Annotated in this window: 22 protein-coding genes; 10 read left to right on the top strand and 12 right to left on the bottom strand. The window is 64.3% G+C overall.

What is annotated here, in order from left to right; translation table 11 throughout:
- Positions 1 to 149: 149 nt before the first annotated feature.
- From ACSQ84_RS32980 to ACSQ84_RS32970, 3 genes are read left to right on the top strand one after another with little or no spacing between them, the layout of a single operon-like run.
- Positions 150 to 1,043: an ABC transporter permease gene (locus ACSQ84_RS32980; RefSeq protein WP_192735580.1), complete on the top strand. Its 894-nt coding sequence runs from the start codon at positions 150 to 152 to the stop codon at positions 1,041 to 1,043.
- The gene (locus ACSQ84_RS32975; protein ID WP_436215908.1) at positions 1,043 to 2,056 is read left to right on the top strand and encodes an ABC transporter ATP-binding protein; all 1,014 of its coding nucleotides are present in this window, start codon (positions 1,043 to 1,045) and stop codon (positions 2,054 to 2,056) included. The genes ACSQ84_RS32980 and ACSQ84_RS32975 overlap by 1 nt, the downstream gene beginning before the upstream one ends.
- On the top strand, positions 2,053 to 3,045 hold the full coding sequence (locus ACSQ84_RS32970) for an ABC transporter ATP-binding protein (protein WP_436215907.1): 993 nt from the start codon (positions 2,053 to 2,055) through the stop codon (positions 3,043 to 3,045). The genes ACSQ84_RS32975 and ACSQ84_RS32970 overlap by 4 nt, the downstream gene beginning before the upstream one ends.
- Positions 3,046 to 3,210: 165 nt before the next feature.
- On the opposite strand, the gene ACSQ84_RS32965 is transcribed toward ACSQ84_RS32970, so the two are convergent.
- From ACSQ84_RS32965 to ACSQ84_RS32935, 7 genes are all read right to left on the bottom strand, one after another.
- Complete coding sequence (locus tag ACSQ84_RS32965) at positions 3,211 to 5,172, bottom strand: acetyl/propionyl/methylcrotonyl-CoA carboxylase subunit alpha (protein ID WP_436215925.1); 1,962 nt, start codon at positions 5,170 to 5,172, stop codon at positions 3,211 to 3,213.
- Between the two features lie 5 nt (positions 5,173 to 5,177).
- Positions 5,178 to 6,794, bottom strand: a complete 1,617-nt coding sequence (locus ACSQ84_RS32960) for an acyl-CoA carboxylase subunit beta (RefSeq protein ID WP_436215906.1) — start codon at positions 6,792 to 6,794, stop codon at positions 5,178 to 5,180.
- Positions 6,795 to 6,883: 89 nt separating this feature from the next.
- Positions 6,884 to 7,750, bottom strand: a complete 867-nt coding sequence (locus ACSQ84_RS32955) for a 3-keto-5-aminohexanoate cleavage protein (protein WP_436215905.1) — start codon at positions 7,748 to 7,750, stop codon at positions 6,884 to 6,886.
- 52 nt (positions 7,751 to 7,802) lie between these two features.
- The gene (locus tag ACSQ84_RS32950; RefSeq protein WP_436215924.1) at positions 7,803 to 8,618 is read right to left on the bottom strand and encodes a helix-turn-helix domain-containing protein; all 816 of its coding nucleotides are present in this window, start codon (positions 8,616 to 8,618) and stop codon (positions 7,803 to 7,805) included.
- A gap of 139 nt (positions 8,619 to 8,757) precedes the next feature.
- Positions 8,758 to 9,414 (bottom strand): glutathione S-transferase family protein, encoded by a 657-nt coding sequence (locus tag ACSQ84_RS32945; protein ID WP_436215904.1) that lies wholly within the window; start codon positions 9,412 to 9,414, stop codon positions 8,758 to 8,760.
- A 105-nt stretch (positions 9,415 to 9,519) separates the two neighbouring features.
- Positions 9,520 to 10,686, bottom strand: a complete 1,167-nt coding sequence (locus tag ACSQ84_RS32940) for an acyl-CoA dehydrogenase family protein (RefSeq protein ID WP_436215903.1) — start codon at positions 10,684 to 10,686, stop codon at positions 9,520 to 9,522.
- A gap of 270 nt (positions 10,687 to 10,956) precedes the next feature.
- Positions 10,957 to 12,111, bottom strand: coding sequence for an acyl-CoA dehydrogenase family protein (locus ACSQ84_RS32935; RefSeq protein ID WP_436215902.1), 1,155 nt, complete (start codon positions 12,109 to 12,111; stop codon positions 10,957 to 10,959).
- Between the two features lie 171 nt (positions 12,112 to 12,282).
- Between ACSQ84_RS32935 and ACSQ84_RS32930 the strand changes: the two genes are divergently transcribed.
- Positions 12,283 to 13,491, top strand: a complete 1,209-nt coding sequence (locus ACSQ84_RS32930; RefSeq protein ID WP_436215901.1) for an ABC transporter substrate-binding protein — start codon at positions 12,283 to 12,285, stop codon at positions 13,489 to 13,491.
- A 6-nt stretch (positions 13,492 to 13,497) separates the two neighbouring features.
- On the opposite strand, the gene ACSQ84_RS32925 is transcribed toward ACSQ84_RS32930, so the two are convergent.
- The 5 genes from ACSQ84_RS32925 to ACSQ84_RS32905 form a co-directional block, all read right to left on the bottom strand.
- A complete protein-coding gene (locus tag ACSQ84_RS32925; protein ID WP_436215900.1) occupies positions 13,498 to 14,460 on the bottom strand; it encodes a hypothetical protein in 963 nt (320 codons plus the stop codon).
- 14 nt (positions 14,461 to 14,474) lie between these two features.
- Positions 14,475 to 15,803, bottom strand: a complete 1,329-nt coding sequence (locus ACSQ84_RS32920) for an HlyD family type I secretion periplasmic adaptor subunit (RefSeq protein WP_436215899.1) — start codon at positions 15,801 to 15,803, stop codon at positions 14,475 to 14,477.
- Complete coding sequence (locus tag ACSQ84_RS32915) at positions 15,800 to 17,536, bottom strand: type I secretion system permease/ATPase (protein WP_436215898.1); 1,737 nt, start codon at positions 17,534 to 17,536, stop codon at positions 15,800 to 15,802. The genes ACSQ84_RS32920 and ACSQ84_RS32915 overlap by 4 nt, the downstream gene beginning before the upstream one ends.
- Positions 17,537 to 17,676: 140 nt before the next feature.
- Positions 17,677 to 17,976 (bottom strand): hypothetical protein, encoded by a 300-nt coding sequence (locus ACSQ84_RS32910; RefSeq protein ID WP_436215897.1) that lies wholly within the window; start codon positions 17,974 to 17,976, stop codon positions 17,677 to 17,679.
- A 228-nt stretch (positions 17,977 to 18,204) separates the two neighbouring features.
- On the bottom strand, positions 18,205 to 19,416 hold the full coding sequence (locus ACSQ84_RS32905; protein WP_436215896.1) for an NAD(P)/FAD-dependent oxidoreductase: 1,212 nt from the start codon (positions 19,414 to 19,416) through the stop codon (positions 18,205 to 18,207).
- A gap of 230 nt (positions 19,417 to 19,646) precedes the next feature.
- On the opposite strand from ACSQ84_RS32905, the gene ACSQ84_RS32900 reads away from it, so the two are divergent.
- The 6 genes from ACSQ84_RS32900 (at position 19,647) to ACSQ84_RS32875 (ending at position 24,940) form a co-directional block, all read left to right on the top strand.
- Positions 19,647 to 20,693 (top strand): hypothetical protein, encoded by a 1,047-nt coding sequence (locus ACSQ84_RS32900; protein ID WP_436215895.1) that lies wholly within the window; start codon positions 19,647 to 19,649, stop codon positions 20,691 to 20,693.
- Positions 20,694 to 20,751: 58 nt separating this feature from the next.
- Positions 20,752 to 21,636 (top strand): tetratricopeptide repeat protein, encoded by an 885-nt coding sequence (locus ACSQ84_RS32895; RefSeq protein ID WP_436215894.1) that lies wholly within the window; start codon positions 20,752 to 20,754, stop codon positions 21,634 to 21,636.
- A 167-nt stretch (positions 21,637 to 21,803) separates the two neighbouring features.
- The gene (locus ACSQ84_RS32890; protein ID WP_436215893.1) at positions 21,804 to 23,393 is read left to right on the top strand and encodes a hypothetical protein; all 1,590 of its coding nucleotides are present in this window, start codon (positions 21,804 to 21,806) and stop codon (positions 23,391 to 23,393) included.
- Positions 23,394 to 23,421: 28 nt separating this feature from the next.
- Positions 23,422 to 23,982: a hypothetical protein gene (locus tag ACSQ84_RS32885; RefSeq protein ID WP_436215892.1), complete on the top strand. Its 561-nt coding sequence runs from the start codon at positions 23,422 to 23,424 to the stop codon at positions 23,980 to 23,982.
- Between the two features lie 64 nt (positions 23,983 to 24,046).
- Positions 24,047 to 24,577: a PaaI family thioesterase gene (locus ACSQ84_RS32880; protein WP_436215891.1), complete on the top strand. Its 531-nt coding sequence runs from the start codon at positions 24,047 to 24,049 to the stop codon at positions 24,575 to 24,577.
- Between the two features lie 180 nt (positions 24,578 to 24,757).
- Positions 24,758 to 24,940: a hypothetical protein gene (locus ACSQ84_RS32875; RefSeq protein ID WP_436215890.1), complete on the top strand. Its 183-nt coding sequence runs from the start codon at positions 24,758 to 24,760 to the stop codon at positions 24,938 to 24,940.
- Positions 24,941 to 25,223 lie beyond the last annotated feature (283 nt).

Below are 25,223 nucleotides of genomic sequence, written 5' to 3'. Positions count from 1 at the left end.
CGTGTGGAGAGAGCCCCCACCCGCCGCGCTCTTCGAGCGTGGCGACCTAACAGTGAGCTTCGCTCGTCTCGCCCCCCGCAAGCGGGAGAGGTGCAGCGAGCCTGCCGCCCGATCGACTCAACCATCATGCTTTAGTTAGGAACCCCCCCTTGGCTGTGGTCAATTACGATAGCGAACTGAAACGCGCCGGCGCCCATTCAACGCATGGCTGGCGCCGGCTGACGTTCCTCGCGCAGCGCTACATGCTCGGCACCATCGGCCTGTTCATCATGGTGATGTTCGTCTGGGTGGCGATATCGGCCGATCTGATCTGCCGCTTCAGCCCGCTCAGCGTCGATTCCACGCACCGGCTGGCGGCGCCCGATGCCGTGCATTGGCTGGGTACCGATTCATTCGGCCGCGATGTCTGGAGCCGGATCGTCCATGGCGCCCGGATTTCGCTGGCCGTCGGCATCGGCGCCACGCTGCTGGGCTCAACCCTCGGCGTCATCGTCGGCCTCGTCTCCGGCTATCTCTCGGGCTGGGTCGATCTGCTGTTCCAGCGCGTCACCGACATTTTGCAGGCGCTGCCGCTGCTGGTACTGGCGTTGGTGATGACGGCGGCGCTCGGACCATCGCTGCCGAACGTCATCATCGCGATCGCGATCCCGCTGATCCCGACAGTGGCCCGCGTGATCCGCGCCAACACACTGGCGCTGCGCGAACTGCCGTTCGTCGAGGCTGCCAAATCGATCGGCATGAGCGAGACGCGGATCGCGATCCGCCACGTGCTGCCGAACACCCTGGCGCCGCTGATCGTGCTGGCGACCGCGCAGCTCGGCTCCACCATTCTCACCGAGGCCTCGCTGTCGTTCCTTGGCCTCGGCATTCCCGAACCCTATCCGTCATGGGGCCGCATGCTGTCGGAATCGGCGGCGGAATATGTCCGCACCGCGCCGTGGCTGGTGATCTTCCCCGGCGTCGCAATCAGCCTTGCCGTGTTCGGCACCAATCTGTTCGGCGACGCGTTGCGCGACATTCTCGATCCGAGGCAGCGCGGCTGATGAGCGTGGCTGGAGCGGACGATACGGTTCTCGACGTCAAGAACCTGCAGACGGTGTTCTTCACCAATTCGGGCCTGTTCCGCGCGGTCGACGACGTGTCGTTCCACGTCCGCCGCGGCGAGACGCTGGCGATCGTCGGCGAGTCCGGCTGCGGCAAGAGCGTCAGCGCGCTGTCGATCATGCGGCTGGTGCCGGACCCGCCGGGCCGGATTGTCGGCGGCTCGGTAACGCTCGAGGGCACCGATCTGCTCGGCATCGACGAGGCCGAGATGCGCCAGATCCGCGGCAACCGGATGTCGATGATCTTCCAGGAGCCGATGACCTCGCTCAATCCGGTAATGCGGATCGGCGACCAGATCACCGAAGTGGTGCGGCTGCACCAGGACATGACGGCGAAGGAAGCTTGGACCAAAGCGGTCGAGATGCTGCGCCTGGTCCGGATTCCCGAACCGGAACGGCGCGCGCACGAATATCCGCACCAGCTTTCCGGCGGCATGCGCCAGCGCGCGATGATCGCCATGGCGCTGGCGTGCCGCCCGACGCTCTTGATCGCGGATGAGCCGACCACTGCGCTCGACGTCACGATCCAGGCGCAGATCCTGGCGCTGATCGTCGACCTGCAAAAGACGCTCGGCACCGGGCTGATCCTGATCACCCACGACCTCGGCGTGGTCGCACAGACCGCGCAGCGCGTCATCGTGATGTATGCCGGCAAGAAGGTCGAGGAGGCGACCGTCGAGGCGCTGTTCGAAAATCCAAAACATCCCTACACGCGCGGCCTGATGGCCTCGATGCCGGCGGTGATATCGCTCGGCGCGAAGGAAGAAGTGAGGCTGACCGAAATTCCCGGCATGGTGCCGTCGCTGACCAACCTGCCGCCGGGCTGCGCCTTTGCACCGCGTTGTCAGTTTGCGATCGATCGTTGCCGCGCCGAATATCCGCCGCTCGAGGATTTCGGCGACGAGCATTTTGCGGCGTGCTGGCGCGCGGCGGAAATGGTGGCCGCGCCATGACCGACGCAACGCCGCTTTTGGAGGTCACCGAGCTCGTCAAGCATTACCCGGTGCGCGGCGGCATCCTGCGCCGGCGCATCGGCACCGTGCATTCGGTCGATGGCGTCAGCTTCTCGGTCGGCAAGGGCGAGACGCTCGGGCTGGTCGGCGAATCCGGCTGCGGTAAGTCGACCGTCGCCCGCAGCGTGTTGCGGCTGGTGGAACCGACCAGCGGCGCCATCAAGCTTGATGGCACCGATATCACCAAACTCAGCAAGACGGATCTGCGGCCGCATCGGCGTTCGATGCAGATCGTGTTCCAGGATCCGTTTGCCTCGCTCAATCCGCGCATGACCGCCGGCGATATCGTCGGCGAGCCGCTTGGTGTCCACGGTCTTGCCACCGGCGCCAAGCAGCAGGAACGGGTTGCGGAACTGTTTGCGCAGGTCGGCCTGCGGGCGGACCAGATGAAGAACTATCCGCATCAGTTCTCCGGCGGGCAGCGGCAGCGCATCTGCATTGCCCGCGCGTTGTCGCTCGGGCCGCGCCTGATCGTGTGCGACGAGCCGGTCTCGGCGCTCGACGTCTCGATCCAGGCGCAGGTGATCAATCTGTTGATCGACCTGCAGCGCAAGAACAATTTTTCCTATTTGTTCATCGCCCATGATCTCGCCGTGGTCGCCCATATCAGCCATCGCGTCGCCGTGATGTATCTCGGACGCATCGTCGAGATCGCCGACAAAACCGAGCTGTTCGCCAACCCGCGCCATCCCTATACGCAGGCGCTCCTCGCCTCGGTGCCGGTCGCCAATCCCAAGGCCAAGAAGCTGGCCCCGATGATCGACGGCGACGTCCCAAGTCCGATCAACCCGCCCTCCGGCTGCGCCTTCCACACCCGCTGCCGCTACGTGATGGACCGCTGCAAGGTGGAGCGGCCGGTGCTGATCGATGCCGGCGCACGGCACCAGGTGGCGTGCTGGTTGAATGAGGGGACGGGACGGGCTGAGTAATCTCCGCTGTCGTCCCGGGCTTGACCCGGGACCCATAACCCCGGTCATCTGTTGTTGAAACGAGCTGTGGCTTAAGCTTTCGCACAGCCAACATCGGTGGCTATGGGTCCCCCGATGCGCAATTGCGCATCTGAGGTCAAGCCCGGGACGACAGTGAATTTGCTGCTACGCCGCCGCCTCGATCTCGACCACGATCTTCCCTGTCGTCACCTGCTCGCCCTCGGCCACGTCAATTGCGGAGACCATACCCGCAACACCGGCCGTATGCACGTGCTCCATCTTCATCGCTTCCAGCGTCATCACCGGCTGGCCGGCCACGACCTGATCGCCCGGCTTGACCAGCACGGCGACGACGCGGCCGTTCATCGCCGCGCGCACCTTACCGTCGCCGCCGCTAGCCGCAGCGGATACCGGTGCGGCGAGCGTCAGATCGCGGACCGCGATCGTGGCGCCGCGATGCAGGAAGTAGAGCCAGTCCCGGTCACGGAGGAATTTGACGGACTCCGCAAGACCGTCGCGGCTGAAACGAATGGTGTCGCCGTCGACTGCGTGGACTTCGATCCGGTAGAGCATGTCATTGAGCCCGCGATAGCTGCCGTCGCGCTCGCGCAGGATCTCGATCTCATGGACCGCGCCACCGATCTCGACACGAACGGGAACCGGGAACGCCGCGGCCAGCGAGCGGCCGGGCTTCCATTTCGGCGCAAACGGATCCGTCACGTACAACAGCAACGCCGCTAGCTCGGCTTCGGCCGCCGCGTTCTTGCGCGGCGCCAATAGCTCGTCGCGGTAACTGCCGATGAACGACGTCGTCGCCTCACCCGAAGCAAAGCCGGAATGGCGCAGGCACGAAATCAAAAAGCCCTGATTGGTGGTGACGCCGAACGCGGCTAGCTGCTCCAGACCAACGATCAGCTTGGACCGCGCCTCGTCGCGGGTAGCGCCATGGCTGATGATCTTGGCGATCATCGAATCATAGAACGGCGGAATCTCGGAGCTGGATTGCAGCGCGTGTTCGACGCGGATGCCATCCGGCATCTGCCACACCGCCATTCTGCCGGATTGCGGCATGAAGTCGTGGCCGGCATCCTCCGAACACAGCCGCACCTCGATGGCGTGGCCGTAGAATTTGATATCCTCCTGCACCAGCCCGAGCGGCTCGCCGCTGGCGATGCGCAGTTGCAGTTCGACCAGATCAAGCCCCGTGATCGCTTCGGTGACGGGATGTTCGACCTGTAGCCGCGTGTTCATTTCCATGAAGTAGAATTCGCCTGAGCTATCCAGCAGGAATTCCAGCGTGCCGGCGCCCTCATAGCCGATCGATTTCACGGCTGACACCGCGACCTCGCCCATCCGCGCCCGCAATCGCGGTGACACCGCCGGCGACGGCGCCTCCTCAATCAGTTTCTGGTGCCGCCGCTGCACCGAGCAATCGCGCTCGCCGAGATGGACCGCGTTGCGATAGCGGTCTCCGAACACCTGGATTTCGATGTGGCGGGGATTAACGATGGCGCGCTCCAAAATGACCGTGGGATCGCCGAACGCGCCCTGCGCCTCGGACCGCGCGCTGCGCAGCGCATCCGGAAATGAATCAGCATCCGCCACCAGCCGCATGCCGCGCCCGCCGCCGCCGGCCACCGCCTTGATCATCACGGGAAAGCCGATCTTTTTGGCCTCCGCCAGCATGACAGCGTCGCTCTGGTCGGCGCCCTGGTAGCCGGGCACGCAGGGCACGCCGGCCTTTTGCATGATGTCCTTGGCGCCGGCCTTGTTGCCCATCGCCCGGATCGCTTCCGGCGACGGCCCGATGAAGACGAGGCCAGCATCGCGGCAGGCTAATGCGAAATCCTCGTTTTCGGCGAGGAAGCCGTAGCCGGGATGAACCGCCGTGGCGCCGCTGGCCTTGGCGGCCGCAATGATCGCCTCGATTCGCAAATAGGACTGCGCCGGCAGCGCCTCGCCGATCCGCACGGCCTGGTCGGCTTCGCGGACATGCAGCGCGTCACGGTCGGCATCGGAATAGACCGCGACCACGCCATAGCCGAGGCGGCGCGCGGTGCGCATGATGCGCAGCGCGATCTCGCCGCGGTTGGCGATCAGAATCTTGAAGAATGGCGTCGGCTTCATCATCGTCATGGCCGCGCGACCGAGAATTGCATGCGCTGGGGTTGCCGCGCCTCCGCCTCGCGGCAGATCGCCAGCACCTCGGATAATATGCTGCGGGTATCGCGGGGGTCGATCACGCCATCATCAAGCACCCGTGCCGAGGTCGAGAACACGTCCATCTGGCCATCGAACACGCCTGTTATTTGCGCCTTCATCGCATCAAGCTTTTCCTGCTCGACCGGCTTGCCGCGCCGCGCGGCGGCGGCCTCGGTGACGATCGCCATGGTCTCTGCCGCTTGCTCGCCGCCCATCACGGCGGTCTTGGCATTGGGCCAGGAGAAACAAAACCGCGGATGGAAACCGCGCCCGCACATGCCGTAATTGCCGGCGCCGAACGAGGCGCCGCAATAGATCGTGATCTGCGGCACGGTGGCCGAGGTCACCGCCTGGATCATCTTGGAGCCGTGCTTGATCATGCCGGCTTCCTCGTAGGCTCGGCCTACCATGTAGCCCGTGGTGTTGTTGAGATAGAGCAGCGGCGTGCGCGACTGGCAGCAGGCCTGAATGAAGTGCGTCGCCTTGTTGGCGCCGGGCACGTCGAGCGGACCGTTATTGGTGATGATGCCGATCGCCTGCCCCTCGATGCGGGCGTGGCCGCAGACGGTCGCCGGGCCGTAATTGGCGCCGAACTCGGTAAAATCGGAATCGTCGATAAAGCGCGCGATGGCCTGCCGCATGTCGACCGGACGCTTGTGGTCCATCGGCATGATGCCAAGCAGTTCCTCGGAATCGTAGCGCGGCGCGCGATATGAAAGTTCAGCCGGCTTCGGCCGGTCCCATTCCAGGTTGGCCATGATGTCGCGCGCGATGCGCAGCGCGTCGCGGTCATCCTCGGCGAGATAATCGCCGAGCCCGGAGATCGAGGTGTGCATCTCGGCGCCGCCGAGTTCCTCCTCGGTCGCGATCTCCCCCGTCGCGGCCTTGAGCAGCGGCGGCCCGGCGAGGAAGGCGCGGGTGCGGCCGCGTACCATCACGATGTAATCGGAGAGCCCGGTCTGATAGGCGCCGCCCGCGGTCGACGAACCATGCGTCACCGTCACGACAGGTAAGCCCGCCGCTGACAGCCGCGCCAGATTGCGAAAAATGTTGCCGCCGCGAACAAAATCCTCGACGCGGTAGCGCAGCAGGTTGGCGCCCGCGCTTTCGACCAGTTGCACGTAAGGCAGCTTGTTCTCCAGCGCCAGTTCCTGCACCCGCAAGGTCTTGTCGAGGCCGTAAGGCTGCAGCGCGCCGGCGTCGATGCCGGAATCATTGGCGCTGACCATGCAGCGGATGCCGGAGACGAACCCGATGCCGGCGATCGCTCCACCGCCCGGGATGCTCTTGTCGGCATCCGGCACGTCGAACATGTAGCCCGCCAGCGTCGACAGTTCGATGAACGGCGTGCCGGGGTCGAGCACCAGCGCCACGCGCTCACGCGGCAATAATTGTCCGCGCTTGTGGAAGCGCTCCTTGGCGGCGGCAGACGCCGCCCGCGTCCGTTCTTCCAGCGCCCGCAGCCGCGCGATCAGCGCCAGCATGCCGTCGCGGTTGGCCTGGTAGGCGGCACTGCTGGGAGCGATGGTCGATTCAATGATGGCCATGAAATAGTCTACTCCGTCGTTCCGGGGCGCGTAGCGAACCCGGAACCTCGAGATTCCGGGTTCACGCTTCGCGTGCCCCGGAATGACAATTAATGCCTGGTCCCAAAAATCTGCCGCGCCTCGGCCGGGCTGGCGATCTCGCGCCCCGCGCGGCGGGCGCAAGCGGCGATCGCCTCGATCAATTGGCCATTAGACGTCACCTTTGTGCCGTCGGCGAGATAGAACGTATCCTCCAGACCCGTGCGCAAATGACCGCCGAGATCGGCGCAACGCTGGTGCAGCGGCCAGATTTCGGCGCGGCCGATGGCCGTGACCTGCCAGCGTGCTTCCGGCAGTTTGAGCTTGAGCAGGATCGGCAGCAGATCCGGATCGGCCGGCATGCCGGAGGCAACGCCCATCACGAAATTGTACTCCAGCGGCCCCGAATACATGCCGGTCTGCCGGTACATGCCGACGCAGCGCACGATGCCGACATCGAAGCATTCGAATTCGGGAATCGTGCCCGCCGCCTTCATGACGTCGAGATAGTCCTGCACCTTCTCGACCGCGTTATCGAACATCATCGGCGGCCAGGCCCAGGTGTTGTCGGATTTCACCTTGAGGTAATTCAGCGAGCCGGCGTTGCAGGCCGCGATTTCGGGTTTTGTCTCGCGCACGCAATCGAGCGCGCCGTGATAATTCGAGCCGGAGGTGCCGGTGGTGTGGTTGATGATGACGCCGGGGCAGGCCTCGCGCACCGCCTGCTGAATCTCCCGGCTGACGTTGACGTCCCACGACGGCAGATGGCCCTTGCCCGGCTCCTGCTGGCGCAGATGGATGTGCATGATGCTGGCGCCGGCATTGAAGGCGGCCTTGGCCTCGCGCGCCATCTGCTCGGGCGTGACAGGCACGTTGTGCTGTTTCGGATCGGTCAGCACGCCGTTCAGCGCGCAGGTAATGACGGCCTTGTCGCTCATGGATCAGCCTTCGGCAATGGGCGGAAACCTCTGCGCGATCATGCGTGCCGCGTCAGCCCGCTTCTTGCGTCAACCCGCTGGAGCCAGTGCGATTGCAGCGGAAGATCGCCAGGTCGCGCGAGCCGGAAAAGATCGCGCGCGGCTTTAGGCCGTAGAAGCGGCGGATCGAGTGGCTGAAATGCGTGGAATCAGGATAGCCGATATCCTGCGCCAGATGCGCCAGGTTGATGTCCTGGTTGGCGAAATGCAGCAGATGCCGCGCCCGCTTCCAGGCGCGGAACGAGCGGAATGAAATGCCGGTCTCTTCCTTGAACAGATGCAGGAAGCGCGACGGCGACAGCCCGGCCTCCGCGGCGCAACTCGCCGCCGTCACTGGCTCGCCGCAGAACCTGCCGATCTGCAGGATCGCGCGGGCCACGCGTGGATCGACCGCGCGCTGCGGCAGGGCTTCGCCAAGACACAGGGAGTCAAATTCGGCGCTGGAGAAATCCTCGCCCGCATGACGCTCGCGCAAGGCGAGATAGGCGGCGCGAATGCGGTCGGAGAAGGCTTTGCCATCAGGTCCCGACAATCGCGCAGAGAGGTCTTCGAGCACGCCGGGACAAACGCTCTCCGGCTCAATCACGACGCTGAGCACCGAACGGTAGTCGCTGGCGATGGTGTGCTTGACGTGCGGCAGCAAGGCGACCATCGCGGCACGGCTCTCACGGCCATCTGATGTGGTGAGCCACAGCCCGCCTTCGATCGCGACATAGATGTTGAACGCGCCCGAACAGCGTGCCCGCGGCCGGCCCAGCAGGCCCGCGTAAAACACCCGTTCCGGCGTGATCAGCATCAGATGGCCCGATTTGCGGCCGATGTCGTCCAGAGTGCCGTGCATGGTTCGTCCTCCTCGCGCGGCTCTTTGGCCGCTGCGATGGGGCAACCATAGCGTAAAATGGGGGGCTGTCACCGACAGAACCACCGTCATTCCGGGGCGCGAAGCGAACCCGGAATGACGACTTCAGTTAGTTCCGTACCCGCGGCGCCACATTCTGCTCGACGCCAGCCTTCTGTTCCGCCGCCACCGCCCGCTGGTAACCGTCGCGCGCCTGCAACCGGGCCCAATAAGCCCTGACGTTAGGCCCAAAATCCTTGGCGAGCCCGATATTGTCGGCCAGCCGCAGCGCATAGCCGTTGGCGATATCGGCGGCAGTGAAGCGGTCCGCGCACAGCGTTTCCGACTTACCGGTGGCGGCTTCCACGGCCCGCAGCCGGCCCAGGAACCATTTGGCATAGTCGCCGGCGACCTGCGGATTGCGGCGCTCCTCCGGCTCCAGTTGGCTGTATCTCAGCACCAGCGTCTGCGGAAAGGTCAGCGTGGCGTCGGAGAAATACATCCAGTTCAGGAAGGCGCCATAGGCGGGTTCGTCGGGCGCGACCACCAGCGGCGTCGGGCCATACTTGGTGCCGAGGTAATGGCAGATGCCGGAGGATTCCGTCATTTTGGTCTCGCCATCGACCATGAAGGGAATGGTGCCGAGCGGATTGATCGCCAGATATTCCTTGGCGAACACCCGCGGCGGAAACGGCAGCATCTTCAGCTCATAGGGCAGCCCGAGCTCTTCCAGCATCCAGAGCGGGCGGAACGAGCGTGCCCCGTCGCAGTGATACAGCGTGATCATTTCTTTTCGTCCTCTCTATAATCCTCATGGTGAGGAGCGCGGCTTCGCGCGTCTCGAACCATGAGGCCCGTGGCCCATCCTTCGAGACGGCGCAAGTGCGCCTCCTCAGGATGAGGATCTGCCCGCGCCAGGCAGCGTGCCCATCATCTTGCACAGCACCGTCAGCATCACCTCATCGGCGCCGCCGCCGATCGAGGTCAGGCGGCTGTCGCGATAGGCACGGCTGACGTGCGTCTCGTTCATAAAGCCCATGCCGCCCCAGAATTGCAAACAGGCGTCGGTCAGTTCGCGGCCGAGCCGGCCGGCCTTCAGTTTCGCCATGGTCGCGAGCCGCGTGACGTCCTCGCCCGCGACCAGCGCTTCTCCGGCGCGGTAGATCAGCGCCCGCAACAGCTCGACCTCGGTCTGCATTTCCGCGAGCTTGAAATGGACCACTTGGTTGTCGAGGATGGTCTTGCCGAACGCCTTGCGGTTACGGGTGTATTCGATGGTCTCGGCGATGATGGTCTCGTGCGCCTTAAGGCAGGCCGCAGCGCCCCACAGCCGCTCCTCCTGGAACTGCAGCATCTGATAGGTGAAGCCCATGCCTTCCTCGCCGATGCGGTTGCGCTTCGGCACCCGGACATTGTCGAAGAAAATTTGCGCGGTGTCGGAGGAGCGCATCCCCATCTTGTCGAGTTTGCGCGCGACTTGCACACCCTTGCTCTTCATCGGCACGCAGATCAGCGACTTGTTGCGATGCACCTGTCCGTCGCTGGTATTGGCGAGCAGGCAGATCCAGTCGGCTTTCACACCGTTGGTGATCCACATCTTGCCGCCATTGATGACGTAATCGTCGCCATCTGAGCGGGCATTGGTCTTGATCGAGGCGACATCGGAGCCGGCGCCCGGCTCGGACACGCCGATGCACGCCACTGCGTCGCCCGCAATTGCAGGCACAAGAAACTCGCGGCGTACTTCGTCGGAGCCGAACCGCGCCAGCGCTGGCGTCGCCATATCGGTCTGCACCCCGATCGCCATCGGCACGCCGCCGCAATGGATGGCGCCGAGCTCTTCGGCCATCATCAGCGCGTAGCTGTAGTCGAGCCCTTGGCCGCCGAACTCCACCGGCTTGTTGAGCCCGAGAAAGCCGAGGCTGCCGAGCTTCTTGAACAGCTCATGCGAGGGAAACTGCTCCGCCTTCTCCCATTCGTCGACGAACGGATTGATTTCGGCGGCGATGAATTTCTGCAAGGCGCGGCGCGGTTCGTCGTGATCGGCGGTGAAGAGCATGTGTTGATCCCTGTCGTTCCGGGGCGGCGCGAAGCGTCGAACCCGGAACCTCGATACTGCTTAAGTAACCTCTAGATTCCGGGTTCGCGCTTCGCTCGCCCCGGAATGACGAAACATTTGTTTTCTCGTCATGGCCGGGCATAGCCGTCTGAAGGACGGCGTCGCTTCCGCTCGCCTACGCCCGGCCATCCACGTCTTGCTTGCTGCACGACCGTCAAGACGTGGATGCCCGGCACAAGGCCGGGCATGACGGAGAGCGGTGAATCGCAATCACAACCCCATCTGCCTACTCGCCAGATCCTTCATGATCTCTTCCGTGCCACCGCCAATCGCATTGACCTTCACCTCGCGGTAGATGCGCTCCACCTTGATGCCACGCATGAAACCGGCGCCGCCGAAGATCTGTACGGCCTCGCTCGCACAAAATGCCATGGTCTGCGTCGCCTGGTTCTTCATCATGCAGATTTCGGCGACCGGGCTTTCGCCCTGGTCGAGCCGCCACGCCAGCATTTCCAGCATCGCCTGCGAGGCCGCGACCTTTTGCGCCATGTCGACCAGCTTGTGACGGATTACCTGGTGCTGCGCGATCGGCTTGCCAAAGGTCTGGCGCTCCCTGGCGTAGGCGATCGCTTCTTCGACGCAGACGCGCGCGTAAGCCGTGCAGCTCGCCGCCATGCCCATCCGTTCGCTGTTGAAATTGTGCATGATCAGCTTGAAGCCCTGGCCTTCCTCGCCGAGCAGGTTTTGGGCCGGCACCCGGCAATCGTCGAAATGCAGGGTCGCGGTGTCCGACGCCCACCAGCCCATCTTCTTGAGTTTGGTGCGCGAAAGCCCCGGCGTATCGCCCTCGATCAGGAGCAGGCTGACACCGCCGGCGCCCTCGCCGCCGGTGCGCACCGCGACGGTCAGATAATCGGCCCGCATGCCCGAGGTGATAAACGTCTTCTCGCCGCTGACGACGTAATGATCGCCGTCGCGGCGCGCCTTGGTGCGCAGATTGGCGACGTCGGATCCGCCGCTCGGCTCGGTAATCGCCAATGCCGAAATCTTCTTGCCCGACAACACTTCGGGCAGCACCCGCGCCTTGATTTCGGGCCGGGCGGCGCGCGCGATCGGCGGCGAGCCGATGGTGTGGCTCATCAGGCTCGCGCTGATGCCGCCGGCGCCGGCACGCGCGAGTTCCTGCGAGGCCACGATTTTCATGAACTGGTCGGCGGCCGTGCCACCATATTCCTCGGGAAAGCCCAAACCCAGCAAGCCGATCTCGGCAGCCCTGGCATACAACGCCCGCGGAAACTCGCCGGCCTCGTCCCATTCATGCGCATAAGGTTCGATCTCGCGCGTCACAAAGCGCCGCATCACGTCGCGAAACGCTTCATGATCCGCGTTGTAAAACGGGCTCTTCGCCTTGGTCCGCTCCAGCATGCTGTTCTCCAGACGCCATCACGATGCCCTGAATCGGCCGGCCTAAACTTGCGTTGAGCGGCTGATGTGCCCTGCGCAGCAACTCAACACAAGACCGGTTCCCCGGCGATGTTTTAAGCTTTCACCCAAAAGCAATAACACAAAATCGGCAAAACGCCGGGGAGATGAAGCATGATCCGATCGAGCCGATCTGTCCCGGCCATCTTCCTCGCGCTATCCCTCGCCGCATCGTCAGCGGCCTTCGCCCAGCAGCCGGGCATTACCGACACCGAAATCAAGTTCGGCAACATCATGCCGTATAGCGGCCCGGCCTCGGCGCTCAGCGTCGTCGGCAAGGCGTTTGCCGGCTATTTCGACATGATCAACGAGAAGGGCGGCGTCAACGGGCGCAAGCTCAACATGGTCTCGCTCGACGACGGCTTTTCGCCGCCGAAGACGGTCGAGGCGACGCGGCGCCTGGTCGAGAACGACAATGTCGCCTTCATGTTCGGCACCATGGGCACCGCGCCGAGTTCGGCGACCGCGAAATATCTCAACGGCGCCAAGGTGCCGCATCTGTTCCTGATCTCATCCGCATCAAAGTGGAATGACCCGGTCAACCAGCGCTGGCTGATGGCGCTGCCCTGGGCGCCGAACTACGTCGAGGAAGCTGGCATCGACGTGCGCTATGCGCGCGCCAAAAATCCCAACGCGCGCTTTGCGATCCTTTACCAGAACGACGATGCCGGGAAGGATTATTTGCGCGGCGTGAAAGAGGCGCTTGGGGCCGACGCCGACAAGGCGATCGCACTGGCATCGAGCTTCGAAGTTGCCGATCCCAGCGTGGATTCGCAGATCCTGACGCTCGCCAATACCAAGGCCGACGTGTTCCTGATCTACAGCGTGACGCCGCGCGCCTGCGCGCAGGCGATCCGCAAAGCGTATGAAACCGGCTGGCGGCCGATCCGCTTCATCTCCTCGGGCTGCGCCAACAAGGAAACCGTGATGGTGCCGGCGGGCCTCGAAGCTGCCAACGGCATCATGTCGGTCGGCTCGCTGAAGCCCTATTCGGCGGATTCCAAGGATCCTGATCTGGTCGCCTACCGCGACTTCATGAAGGCGCGGGTGCCGAATGTCGACCCCGCCAACTTCGCCGCCGGCTATGGCTACATGGTGGCCCAGGCGCTGGTCGTGGTGCTGGAGCAGTGCAAGAACGATCTCAGCCGCGAGAACATCATCGCGCAGGCCGCCAACCTCAAGGACGTCTCGCTGCCGCTTCTGATGCCCGGCGTCAAGCTCAACACCTCGCCGAAGGACTACCGACCGATCAAGGACGGCTACATGGTAGAGTTCCGCGACGGCCAGTTCAACGTCATCAGCGAGCTGCTGCGCGGCTCGTGAACTGCGTCAGAAGTGATGCATTGCCAGCGTCGAGAATGCCGCGTCATGCGGCTCATGGCCGTCGATCGTCGGTTGGCCGAGGAAGCCGAGATGCAGCGGAAGCGGGTGGAGCAGCGCCGTCGGGATGGCACCGGCGGTATCGAGCAGCGGGATGCCGTGCGAAGGGCTGTCCTGGGAATGCGCGGACGTGTCTTGTGTCGAATCCTGCGCCGAACCGAGAACGTCCGTCAGCAGCGGTTCGACAACGGCGGTGACCGGCGCGTCGTGAACAAGCGTCGACGTCAGCCCGGACAGGCTATCGGTGAGATGGTTGATCGTGCCCGACAGCGACGACGTCAGTTGATTGATCGTGGCGCCGACGTCGGAAATGACGTGTGAGATTCCTTGCGACACCGTCGCTAGTGAGCTGTCGAGGAAGCCAGTAACGCCGTCAGTGGTCTGCGAAACGGCAGCAGTCGGATCCGTGGCCGGTGCGGCGCTGGCGATACCAGGGCTGATACCGTGACTGGCGGCGGCCTGGTGCGGCGATCCCTGATCGGCCGATGCGTCAGGACTCCCGGCCGCAATGGATAGGGTCGTGACAGGTGCGGAGGACGACGCGCCGGCCGGCGCAGCCGCTGATGTCGCAGGCGCCTCGTGCGTCACGACGCCGTCAAAGTGAACTGTCGGCTCGGCCGGTACCGCACCGGTGCCGTCGGCGTGCTGCGCACCAGAACGAGGATCGGCCGGCATGCCCTCCGTTACGCTTTCCTTTTGCGAAGGTTCTGCGGGACGGCCCAGGTGGTGCAAGCCGGGCTCAGCCACCGGCCGCTCCGGTTCGTGGTGGCCGGCAGCAGCAGGCGCTGCTGCAGCCTCGTTGAGGACCGCAAGCAGCGAGGTGAAGAACGCCGCGGTCTCGCTGGACGTGATCTGGCGCACCGTTTCGGCGGCATGGGCACGTCTCGCATTGTCCTTGTCGGAGATGGCCATCGCGTCTCCCCCTGTCAGCGTTCGCGGAATGCGCGCGTGATCTCGTCGCGCAACGGGCCGAACAGATATTCGAACAGCGTGCGCGGGCGTGTCGGCACGATCACCTCGGTCGGCATTCCCGGCTGCAGCTCGATATGCGATTTCCTGACGTCGTCGGGATCGAGCGCGACCTCGACGGCGTAGTAGCCGGGCGAGGATTTGTCGTCCGTCATTCGGTCGGCAGAGACCGTCTTGATGGTGCCGTAGAGGCGCGGGCGCTCAGCGTAATTCACACCGGTAAGCCGGACCTCGGCGCGGCGGCCCGACGCCACGTCGTTGATGTCGGACAGTTTGAGCCGGGCGTCGGCGATTAGCGGATTGTCCGACGGCACGACGTCCATCAGCTTGGCGCCGGGCTGGATGACGCCGCCCTCGGTGAATACGTCGAGGCCGACCACCGAGCCGGTTGCAGGGGCGGTGATCCCGGTGCGCGCCACCACGTCGGCCGCGGCATCGATCTTGGGGCCGAGCTCGGCGAGCTTGCTGCCGGTGGCGCGGATCTGGTCGGTGATCTCGCTCATCCGCGCGCGTTCCGCCTTGGCGATCTCGAGTTCGTTCTGCGCGATCTGCTGCTGCATGCCGGCGATGTTGGCCTGCTGCGCGCCGATGTCGGCCTGCAGCCTCGCATCCTCGCGCTGCAGCGCCAGGATCCGGGTCTTCGGCGTGTAGCCCTGTTCGAACAGGTGCTGCGCGCCGCTCATCTCGTCGTGCAGCAGCTCGCGCTGCTTCTCGGTGCCGGTCAGTTGCGCCCGCGTGCCTCCGACCTGCGCGGTGAGTTCCTTGATCTTGCCGCGCAGCACCGCGGTCTCGGCCTCGAAATGATGCTTGCGCGCGGCCATCATCGCGCGTTCGTTGGCCATCGCCTGGCGCACGGTGACTTTCTCGCCTCGCGTGCGCAGATCGTCGCCGAACTCGGGCGCCTCGCCGCCGTCGCGTTCGGCGACCAGCCGCGCCTGCGCGGCAAGCGCCGCGTCGCGGTCGGCGACCAGCACGTCGAGCTTGGCGCGCGGGTCACTGTCGTCAAGCGCGATCAGGAGCTGGCCCTTTTCGACACGGGCGCCGTCGCGCACCAGGAGCTGGCGGACCACGCCGCCATAGGGGTGCTGCACGCTCTGCCGCCGTCCCTCGACCTGCAGATTGCCGGTGGCGATCGCCGCGCCCGAGATCGGCGCCAGCGTGCCCCACATCGTCATCGCGCCCGTGAACGCAACGGCGACGCCGGCGCCGAGCCATGCCGGCCGCTCGGGCCGGGAATAGGCCGCGCGGTCACGTAGCGGGCCGAAATCGTCGCCGATCGCCGTCATACGGCGCCTCGCGCGGCGGCTTGCTGCTGCAGCGCCTGATAGATTTCACCGGGCGGGCCGAGCATGTCGAGCAGGCCGTTGCGCAGCACCATCATGACGTCGACGATGTCGAGGATGGTGGTGCGGTGGGTGATGACGATGACGGTCGCGCCCTCGTTCTTGGCCTGCAGCAGCGCGGCTTTCAGCGCTTCCTCGCCGGGCCCGTCGAGATTGGCGTTGGGTTCGTCGAGCACGAGCAAGGGCGGCCGGCCGAGCAGCGCGCGTGCCAGCGCGAGGCGTTGACGTTGCCCGCCGGACAGGCCGATGCCGCCGGCACCGAGCTGCGTATCGTATTGCTTGGGCAGGTCGAGGATCATCTCGTGAATGCCGGCACGCTTGGCCGCGTCGATGATGTCCTCGGTCGAGGCATTGCCGAAGCGCGCGATGTTTTCGCGCACGGTGCCGACGAACAACCCGACATCCTGCGGCAGATAGCCGACATGGCGGCCGAACTCGAGCGGATCCCAATGGCTGTAATCGAGCCCGCCGAAGCGCAGCCGTCCTCCGGCGGGTGCGATCGCGCCGACCAGCATGCGCGCCAGCGTGCTTTTTCCCGAGCCGCTCGCGCCTACGATGCCGAGCGCCTGACCGCTGGCGAGATCGAACGACAGCCCCTTGATCACCGGCTCCTTCCGCGCCGGCAGGAAGCAGCTGACATCACGCACGTCGATGGTGTCGCGGCTGCGCGGCACGATGGTGCGCGGCGGCGTCAGGTCGATCTCGGCCAGCAGGTCGCGCACCTCGACATAGGCCTCGCGCGCGCCAATGAACTGCTTCCAGGTGCCGACCGCCTGTTCAACCGGCACCAGTGCCCGGCCCATGACGATGCTGGCCGCGAAGATCGTCGCGGGCGCGATGGCATGATCGATCGCAAGCCAGGCGCCGGTGCCGAGCATCAGCGATTGCAGCAGCAGGCGGAAAAAGCGGATCGAGGAGGTCATGACCGCGTTCTTGTCGCTGGCGTGCGCTTGCTGCACCAGCATCGAGGAGCGCTGGCTTTGCCAGTTGCGTTCGACCGCGGGCTGCATGCCCATGGCACGGATCACGTCGGCATGGCGCAATACGTTTTCGGTGAACACGTAGGATTGGTTGCCGGCGGCCTCGGCCTGCTTCATCGGCTCGCGCGTCAGCACCTCGTTGAGCCCGGCGAGGCCGAGCAGCAGGACCGCGCCGATGGTTGCGACGATGCCGAGCAGCGGATGGATGAAGAACAGCAGCATCAGGTAGATCGGAATCCACGGCAGGTCGAAGGCGAAGTAGATGCCCGGCCCGGTCACGAAGGTGCGGAACTGGTCGAGATTACGCAGTTGCTGGGCGCCGCGTGACGCACCGCGCTGAGCAGAGCGCACCACCAGCGCCTCGAACACGCGACGCGACAGCTCCATGTCGAGACGGATGCCGCAGCGGATCAGGACCCAGGCACGCACCGCGTCGAGCATCCCCATCGTGAGCAAGGCGATGGCGAGGATCAGGGTGAGAAGAACAAGGGTGGAGATGTTCTCGTTGAGCAGGACGCGGTTGTAGACCTGCATCAGGTAGAGCGGCGAACTCAAATAGAGCAGGTTGATGCCGCTCGAGAACAGGCCGGCCCACATGAAGTGCGGCCACAGCGCGACCAGCGCCTGGCGCACGCCATCGCTTTGCCGCGAATGTGCGACGGCTTCGTCAAAAACCGCCGGCGAACCCGAATGCATTCGGTGTCATCTCCAAATCACTATGAAGGTCAATATGCAGGTCACTATGCAGGAGCTACCGGCTGCGGAAGGCCGGCGGCATCAAGGACGATGGCGTGGGGATATCTCCCCACGCCACGCGCTGTGAGATTTGCAGGGCCTTAGGTGAGCCCCTGGAGCAGGCCACCTGCGTCGAGGTGGCCGACATCGGCGGTGGCGCCGATCATGGTCGGAGCGGAAACTGAGGCATCGATGCTGCCGGTTCCGGTAAGGTCGGATGCCGAGAGGCTGACGCTCGGGTTGGTTTCGATCAACGCACCGATGTCGAGCGTATGCGACGTATCCGTTCCGCTGGCGCCAGCTGACACACCGCCGCCTGCGCTGGCACCGCCTGAGAGTGCGCCGGTCGCGGAACCGAGCAATCCGTCAACAGTACCGAGCAGGTTTCCGAGTAGAGCCATGTGATCTCCTTTGGTTGGTTGGTTTGGGTGCGACGCAAGCGCCGCAGGCCACAAAGTCGCGTCGGCGCGAATGGTTGCGGACTCATATGCGACGATTTGGTGCTCATTTAATGGGCGCGGAACAGGAACCTGGAGTTCCCACGGTTCCGGGGGCGTTCGGCGCCGCCATCCATCAGCGAATTGCTGACGGAATTCGCGAGCCGGCCACGCCAAGCGGACCGCAGCGGATTATCGACGCGCCGTTGGCGGCGGCTTCTGCACCGTCGGTGCGGCGGCAGCCAGAATGTCGGCGCGCACGCCTGTCCTTGGCGGATAAATCCGCTGCTGATTGATGATTTGCTTGGTCGCCTTGGCCGCGGCTCCAAAGGTGTGCAGCTGCCGGTCCCATCCGACGGTATGAAGCGCGCCCCAGCTTCCGAGATCGAGCACGGTGACGTACCAATCGATCTGCAGGGGCAGCATCGGCTGCCCGATCAAATCAGCCACGACATTATTGCCGGCAAAGCGGCCCATCGGTCTTGCGAACTGGCAGGACATCACGCTTGAATGTTCACCGTCCACGACGCAGGAAGCCACATCGCCGGCGGCAAAGATGTTGGACGTGCCGGTCAAGCGCATGAATCGATCGACATGGAGGCGGCCAAGCCGATCCCGCTCGACATCCATTGCTTGAACCACGGCGCTTGCCCTCATACCCCCGCACCACACCACCGTCCGCGTCGGGATAATCTCGCCGGAGGAGAGCGTGACGGTATTGGTGTCAACAGCCGTGACCCTTGCGTTGAGCCGCGTCTCCACACCGAGCGCCGCCAGCGCTTCCCTGACGATCGGGCGTGCATTTTCTCCAAAGGTCTCACCAACGATGGGATTTGGATCGACAAGAATAGTGCGCTGGTTGGCAGAGAGGCCCGCTTTCTTGAGCTTGCCGGGCATCTCCGTTGCGACCTCGATGCCGGTAAAGCCCGCGCCCACGACGACAACCGTCGCACGGCCTTCCGCATCCGCCTGCCCGCCCAATGCGGCGAGGTGCGCCTCCAGCCGAACGGCCGCCGCATACGTATCGATGTCGAAGCCATTCGACGCGAGGCCCGGTATTGCAGGGCGCACCAATTGGCTGCCGAGCGCCAGCACCAGCCGATCGTATGCGATGACTTCGCTGCCGCGACCCGTTGTGACGCTGACGTGTTGCTTGAGGGGATCGATTCCCAGCACCTCGGCAACCCTGTGCTGGACGCCGACCGGATCCAGCACTTCGACGAGCGGTATCACCGCCTCGCTGGTGTCGACCTCGTAGTTGCGAACCCTGATGTTGTGATAGGGATTGCGGTCGACGACGAGTATTTCGACATCCGGCGCACCGGTTTTGTCGCGCTTGCGCGCAGCACCAAGGGCAGCCCAGAGCCCTGCGAATCCCGCACCGAGGACGACAATCCGCGCCATATCATTTTCCCGAACGCTCGCCAGGAGCTAATCCCGCGAGAACGCCGGAAGCAAGCTTGTTGAAAGCTTGCGGGGCTGGCGACCGGCGGCAAACCCTGTCCGCAAGTACGTAGCCGACTGCGCCAGCGAGGCGCGTCCGCGAAACGTCCGGTGTGACCGGCATCACAGCGCTTCCACCCTCTTCCAGCGACAAACCACGGGAAGAGACTGGAACCGAGTGGCAGGTCGTCATGGCTTTCTCAAGATATGTTGGCTGGTCGAGTGTGGCGCGCGGCGCGCTTGCAGCGGTGCTGCTGGCCATTGCGCCGTTCGCGGCTGGGCCTGCCGGCGCGGAGATCATCAGGAAGGAAGATACGCTGCGCGGCATCACGATGACGCGCGAGGAGTGTGCCGCAAAACCGCAGACCCTATGGCTCAACGTCTACGGCCAGGATTTCTGTGTCCGCTATTATCTCTCCACAGCCGGAGGTCAGGGCTCACGACCGGTCGTCATTCTGAACGGCGACCACAACGGCCCGGTCGATCCGGCCCGCTGGACCTGGGCGGACCCATCCAAGGCCAGCGACGTCAACACCGACAAGCTCGCTGCTATCGCCGATCAGTTCTCGAAATTGGCCAGGACGACGGCGATCTATCTTGGACGCATCGGCGTCGAAGGCACGTCCGGCACCCATCTGTCACGCAAGACCCTGGTCGAGTTGCACCTGATGGACGCGGCGCTTGAGGCGATCCGGCAACGCCACCAGTTCGAAGGCTTCCATCTGTTTGGCGAGTCCGGCGGGGGACGGCTGGTGTTCGGCCTGGCCGAGCGGCGGCGCGACATCGCCTGCCTGATTTCCGGCTCGGGACAGATCGTGACCCGCGGGGAGCCGCGCGCCGGCGATCCCGGCAGGACTTTTTTCGACATCACGGGCAAGGTGGCATTGCTCGCGCAGAACCGCGCCTTGCGCATGATGGTCGTCAGCGACCCGAACGACCAACAGGTGCCGACCGCCGCTCAGCAGACGCCGATGGTGCAGGCGCTGCGACAGGCCGGCTACGTGGTCCCCCACCTTCTCGTCGAAGCGACCGACCCGAAGCGCCACGGCGTGATCGACTATGGCGCGATCGCGATGGGCGGCTGCGTGCTCGGGCGGCACGACGACGAAATCGCGCGAGCAATCGGCACGCTGGTTCGCCGCAATGCCGAGACCAACCGGCGCCTGCAGGACGAGGCGCGCGCCAAGTCCGCGCCTCAGACGGTTTCAGACGCGACGCGCCAGCCGGGACGCTCGTAACATGCGAACGACACGGCAGCCTCAGACAACCGGGCAATCAGGAAGCATGGAGCGCGCGATGCGAATTCTGGCCAGCATGATTCTCACCGCCGTCGCGTTCGCAATGGCGCCATCAGGCGCGCAAGCCCAGACGCCGCCTCAGCTGCGCACGTGCCTGGACAACGCCACCCCGCAGGCGGATCGGGTTGCGGCCTGCTCATTCGTCATCATGAACGCGCCGCCTGCCGAGGCGAGGGAGCTCGCCCGTGTCTACTTCACCCGCGGCAATGCCTATCTGGCCCTGGGCGTCTACGACCGTGCGCTGGCGGACTTCGACGCGGTGACGAAGGCCAGCCCTGCCGCCAGCGGCCCGTTCAACAGCCGCGGCGTTGCGTTCCTGCGCCAGAAGCAGCTCGATCGCGCCATCGCCGAGCTTGACCAGGCGATCCGTCTCAATTCCAACGATCCCATTGCCTTCGCCAACCGCGGCGACGCCTACCGCGACAAGGGCCGCTTCGACCGCGCGCTGCAGGACTACGACGCCGCGATCGCCATCAATCCGAAGTCGGTCAACGCCCATTTCGGCCGGGCAATGACGTGGCAGCAGAAGGCCAGCTCGGATTTCGACGCCTTCGTCAACGAGGGCCGCTTCGAAGAGCTGGCCGTCGCCGAATACGGCAAGCTGCTGCAGATCGTCCCGCGACACGCCCACGCCCTCAGCAACCGCGGCCTGCTCCATCACACCTTGCGCAAATACGACCTCGCCATCGCCGACTTCACCCAGGCGATCGAGATCAGTCCGGCAAATCCCTTCTTTCTGCGCAACCGCGCGCAGACCTACCGAATGATCCGGCGGTTCGACCTTGCGATCGCGGACTACCGCAACGCGCTGGCGCTGACGCAGGATGCCGACGGGCGCAAGCTGATCGGAGAATTGCTCGCGCAGCTCGGCGTGGCCGTGTGAGGTTGTTCCGCTCGCGATATGATTGAAAGCGGACCTCCAAGACCACCTAAGCTCATTTACCCGAAGCGGCCAAAAGGTCAGTTGCACTGCCATGACGAAGTTATTCCAGCACGGAGCGAAAGTCGTATAGTGCCATCCTTTCCAGATGAGCCAGAGGGAGGGAATCCATGCGGAAGTCTCCATTCGGTGTCGCCGTCGCGGCTCTTTTCCTGTCAACATCTCAACCGCTGGTCGCCGCGCAGGACGACGGGGATCAGCAGCTCGGTAACGTGAACTTCAAAACCTCGTGCAACGATGTTGCGCAACGTCGCTTCGATCGCGCGATGCGCTATCAGCACTCCTTTTGGTACACCAATGCCAAGGAGATCTTTGAGGAGGCCATCAAGGCTGACCCGACATGCGCCATGGCATATTGGGGTATCGCGCTCACGCTGATGGATAATCCGCATGCCGCAATTCCGCGGCCGAATCTTGCGCCCGGCCTCGCTGCTATCACCAAAGCCAAGGAGATCGGGGCCAAGACCGAGCGCGAGCGCGACTACATCGATGCGATGATGGTGATGTACGCGGACTACGAAACCATCCCCCATGCCCAGCGCATGCGCGCGCTGCGCGACAAGCAGGCCCAGATCGCGGCGAAATATCCTGACGACGACGAAGCTCAAATTGCCTACGCGATCACGCTCAACACGTCGGCGGATTTGAACGACAAGACCTACGCACAACAGACCAAGGGCGCCGCAATCCTGGAGCCGATGTCCAAACGGCTGCCGCAGCATCCGGGCGTAACGCACTATTTGATCCACCTCTACGACTATCCGGCGACTGCGCAGAAAGGCCTCGACGCCGCCAACCGCTACGCCAAGATCGCGCCGGCCGCGCCGCACGCGCAGCACATGCCGTCGCACATTTACACCCGTGTCGGCTATTGGAAGGAATCGATCGCCTCCAACGTCGCCTCCGTGAAGGCCGCGAAGGCGGAGAAGTCGGTGGGCAACTACCTGCACGCGCAGGATTACATGGTTTATGCCCACCTTCAGCTCGCCCAGGACCAGCAGGCGCGCGCCGTGATAGACGACATGATAAAGGAGACCGACTTCAAGGCGACCGTCGCGGCGGCCGACTACGCGCTGGCGGCCTCGCCGGCGCGCTATGCCATCGACCGCGGCGACTGGGACGCCGCCTCGCAACTCTCTGTCAGGCCGAGCAACCTGCACTTCGCGACGGCGATCACGCATTTCGCACGCGCGCTCGGCGCGGCGCGCTCCGGCAAGCCGGAAGCCGCCAAGGCTGACATCCAAAAGCTCGCGGAATTGCGCGACAAGTTGCGCGACGCCAAGGATAATTATTGGTCAGGGATCGTCGACATCCAGCATCAGGTTGCCGTTGCCTGGCTGCTTCACGCAGAGGGCAAGTACGACGAGGCTCTCAAGGCGATGAGTGCTGCAGCGGACGCCGAGGACAAGACCGAGAAGCATGTGGTCACGCCGGGTCCGCTGGCGCCGGCGCGCGAACTCTACGGCTTTATGCTGCTCGATCGCGGCATGGCCAAGGAGGCGTTTGCGGCATTCGAGGCCACCAAGGCCAAGGAGCCGAATCGCTTCCAGGGCTACGCCGGCGCTGCCAAGGCAGCCGAGACGCTCGGTGACAAAACCGCGGCGCGACAGAACTATCAGCAACTCGTGGCGCTGACGGCGAATGCCGACACCGAGCGGCCGGAGGTTAAGACGGCGAAGACGTATCTCGCCAGCAACTAACCTGGCCGGAAGAAAAAACGGTGACGCAATGAGAAGGGTAACCGGTATCGCCGTCGCAGCTGCCTCGCTGGGGTGCATACTGGCGGCGATGCTGGCGTGGTTCGGTCCGCCACGGCACGCGGCCGCAACCGCGACCGTGCCTGTTTGGACCGAAGTGGCCTGGCCCTTCCCCATCGATCAGTGGGGGAAGGGAAAGGCGTTCCGCTGCAAGGCGGCGGACTGCGGCGCCGAGGTGAACATCTATCTGCGTGCCAAGATCGGCTTTTGCAATTGCACGACCGGCGTGGCCGACGACGAAGATCTGGACCGCATGGGAGACCTTGTTCTCGTCGGCGAAGCATCGCCGCTCGGCGCTGGCCGTCCGGTCAGCATTGCCTGGATGAAAGGTCGCAGCCGCGCCTACGCGCTGAACGCGCGCAATTCGCCCGGCAAGACGGCGATATCGGTGGTTTTTAACGAACGCTGCGACATGATCGCGGCAACCGCCGTGCTCGGCCACGACCGGCCGGCGGCGACCGAGCCCAGTGTGATCGCGTTTCTCAACGGCAACACGGTGATGCGCTGGGCTGAAATCACGCTTGGCCTCTGACGTGCGCGTGCCAGCAATGTGATTGCCCTGCCCTCCCACAGCGCCCGTTTTAAACAAGCGCTGAATGGTTGATTTAAACTTTGTAGGCGATGCAATCCACGTCTCGATCGTGTTCGATGGCAGAACACCGGATCAGACGGGGTTTAGCATGGCCGAAAAACAAGTCAGCCGTTCAGGAATGAGTCTGCAGGACCTTGCCTCGGCGAGCGCCTCCGCCGGGTTGAACCGCCTGGCCGGATTCGACGTGACCGCCGCGGAAAACGGGGCTGCCGAAATCGTCATGGCCTGGAACGACGATTTTACCCAGTACGCCGGTCATCTCCATGCGGGAATGATCGCAGCGCTCCTGGATACCGCGTGTGGTTTCGCCGCGGCCACCTTGGCTGGCAACGTAACCGCCACGCATTTCTCGATGAACTGCCTGAGGCCGGCCGTCGGCCGCCGCTTCATCGCCAAGGGCACGACCGTTCGAGCTGGCCGCAAACAGATCTTTGCCGAGGCGGAGCTTTTTGCCGAGAACGATCGAGGCGAACGAACGCTGGTGGCGACCGGCGAGACCTTAATGGTTCCAATTGATGGTGATATCTCGCGGTGAGCCGAAGGCGTAATCTGCCGCTCCGCGCCAGGTGCTGTACTGATCAGGATAGCGTGGTGCTGGCCTGTTTTGACCCTCGTCGATCTGGTTTGACCTGATTTGAACTGTGACAATCTGTGTGACGTGCGGCGCAGCCGGCAGGCACGCAGCCGGGCATTGCTTCGGCCACGGATTGAGGGGATGGCCTTCCCGAGCATAACAGGAGACCGCAATGATCAATTCAAAGACGAAATTTCGTACTCGGAAATCGACGCGTTGACGGATGCCGAACTCGAGGCGATCAGCGTCGGCGGCATTATCAGCTGGCTCCGTGGCCTCTTTGGAGGGCGGCGACCTTCGCCGTTCGACCGACCGCCCGACTGATCCCGTTCACAAATAATGGAACGGATGAGCCTGCACATGCGGTGATGCCGGCTCGGCAAACCGGGCTTGAGAGGCCGCCTCCAGTTGGCGGCCTCTTTCATTCATCGATGCGGTCCCATGTCGCCTGTCGGCACAAGGCAGGCATGCCGAAAGCCAGCCCAAGGCCCGCGCCCCCAATTAATTTCCGATTTACAGAAATATTTCTTGACCGCGACCCGACTCAGCAATATAACGATCCGGTCCCGTCCCGGTACGAGGGGCGTTTCGCGATCGTCATAAGCGC

This window comes from Bradyrhizobium sp. LjRoot220 (assembly GCF_964252915.1).
Classification (GTDB): domain Bacteria; phylum Pseudomonadota; class Alphaproteobacteria; order Rhizobiales; family Xanthobacteraceae; genus Bradyrhizobium.
The sequence above is the reverse complement of the archived record's forward strand: the minus strand, read 5'-3'. Positions and strand labels throughout refer to the sequence as shown.

Excerpts from the sequence above, each read along its gene's own strand:
- ACSQ84_RS32975 (WP_436215908.1), top strand. The coding sequence starts at position 1,043 with ATGAGCGTGGCTGGAGCGGACGATACGGTTCTCGACGTCAAGAACCTG.
- ACSQ84_RS32970 (WP_436215907.1), top strand. The coding sequence starts at position 2,053 with ATGACCGACGCAACGCCGCTTTTGGAGGTCACCGAGCTCGTCAAGCAT.
- ACSQ84_RS32965 (WP_436215925.1), bottom strand. The coding sequence starts at position 5,172 with ATGAAGCCGACGCCATTCTTCAAGATTCTGATCGCCAACCGCGGCGAG.
- ACSQ84_RS32960 (WP_436215906.1), bottom strand. The coding sequence starts at position 6,794 with ATGGCCATCATTGAATCGACCATCGCTCCCAGCAGTGCCGCCTACCAG.
- ACSQ84_RS32955 (WP_436215905.1), bottom strand. The coding sequence starts at position 7,750 with ATGAGCGACAAGGCCGTCATTACCTGCGCGCTGAACGGCGTGCTGACC.
- ACSQ84_RS32945 (WP_436215904.1), bottom strand. The coding sequence starts at position 9,414 with ATGATCACGCTGTATCACTGCGACGGGGCACGCTCGTTCCGCCCGCTC.
- ACSQ84_RS32940 (WP_436215903.1), bottom strand. The coding sequence starts at position 10,686 with ATGCTCTTCACCGCCGATCACGACGAACCGCGCCGCGCCTTGCAGAAA.
- ACSQ84_RS32935 (WP_436215902.1), bottom strand. The coding sequence starts at position 12,111 with ATGCTGGAGCGGACCAAGGCGAAGAGCCCGTTTTACAACGCGGATCAT.
- ACSQ84_RS32930 (WP_436215901.1), top strand. The coding sequence starts at position 12,283 with ATGATCCGATCGAGCCGATCTGTCCCGGCCATCTTCCTCGCGCTATCC.
- ACSQ84_RS32925 (WP_436215900.1), bottom strand. The coding sequence starts at position 14,460 with ATGGCCATCTCCGACAAGGACAATGCGAGACGTGCCCATGCCGCCGAA.
- ACSQ84_RS32920 (WP_436215899.1), bottom strand. The coding sequence starts at position 15,803 with ATGACGGCGATCGGCGACGATTTCGGCCCGCTACGTGACCGCGCGGCC.
- ACSQ84_RS32915 (WP_436215898.1), bottom strand. The coding sequence starts at position 17,536 with ATGCATTCGGGTTCGCCGGCGGTTTTTGACGAAGCCGTCGCACATTCG.
- ACSQ84_RS32910 (WP_436215897.1), bottom strand. The coding sequence starts at position 17,976 with ATGGCTCTACTCGGAAACCTGCTCGGTACTGTTGACGGATTGCTCGGT.
- ACSQ84_RS32905 (WP_436215896.1), bottom strand. The coding sequence starts at position 19,416 with ATGGCGCGGATTGTCGTCCTCGGTGCGGGATTCGCAGGGCTCTGGGCT.
- ACSQ84_RS32900 (WP_436215895.1), top strand. The coding sequence starts at position 19,647 with ATGGCTTTCTCAAGATATGTTGGCTGGTCGAGTGTGGCGCGCGGCGCG.
- ACSQ84_RS32895 (WP_436215894.1), top strand. The coding sequence starts at position 20,752 with ATGCGAATTCTGGCCAGCATGATTCTCACCGCCGTCGCGTTCGCAATG.
- ACSQ84_RS32890 (WP_436215893.1), top strand. The coding sequence starts at position 21,804 with ATGCGGAAGTCTCCATTCGGTGTCGCCGTCGCGGCTCTTTTCCTGTCA.
- ACSQ84_RS32885 (WP_436215892.1), top strand. The coding sequence starts at position 23,422 with ATGAGAAGGGTAACCGGTATCGCCGTCGCAGCTGCCTCGCTGGGGTGC.
- ACSQ84_RS32880 (WP_436215891.1), top strand. The coding sequence starts at position 24,047 with ATGGTTGATTTAAACTTTGTAGGCGATGCAATCCACGTCTCGATCGTG.
- ACSQ84_RS32875 (WP_436215890.1), top strand. The coding sequence starts at position 24,758 with ATGGCCTTCCCGAGCATAACAGGAGACCGCAATGATCAATTCAAAGAC.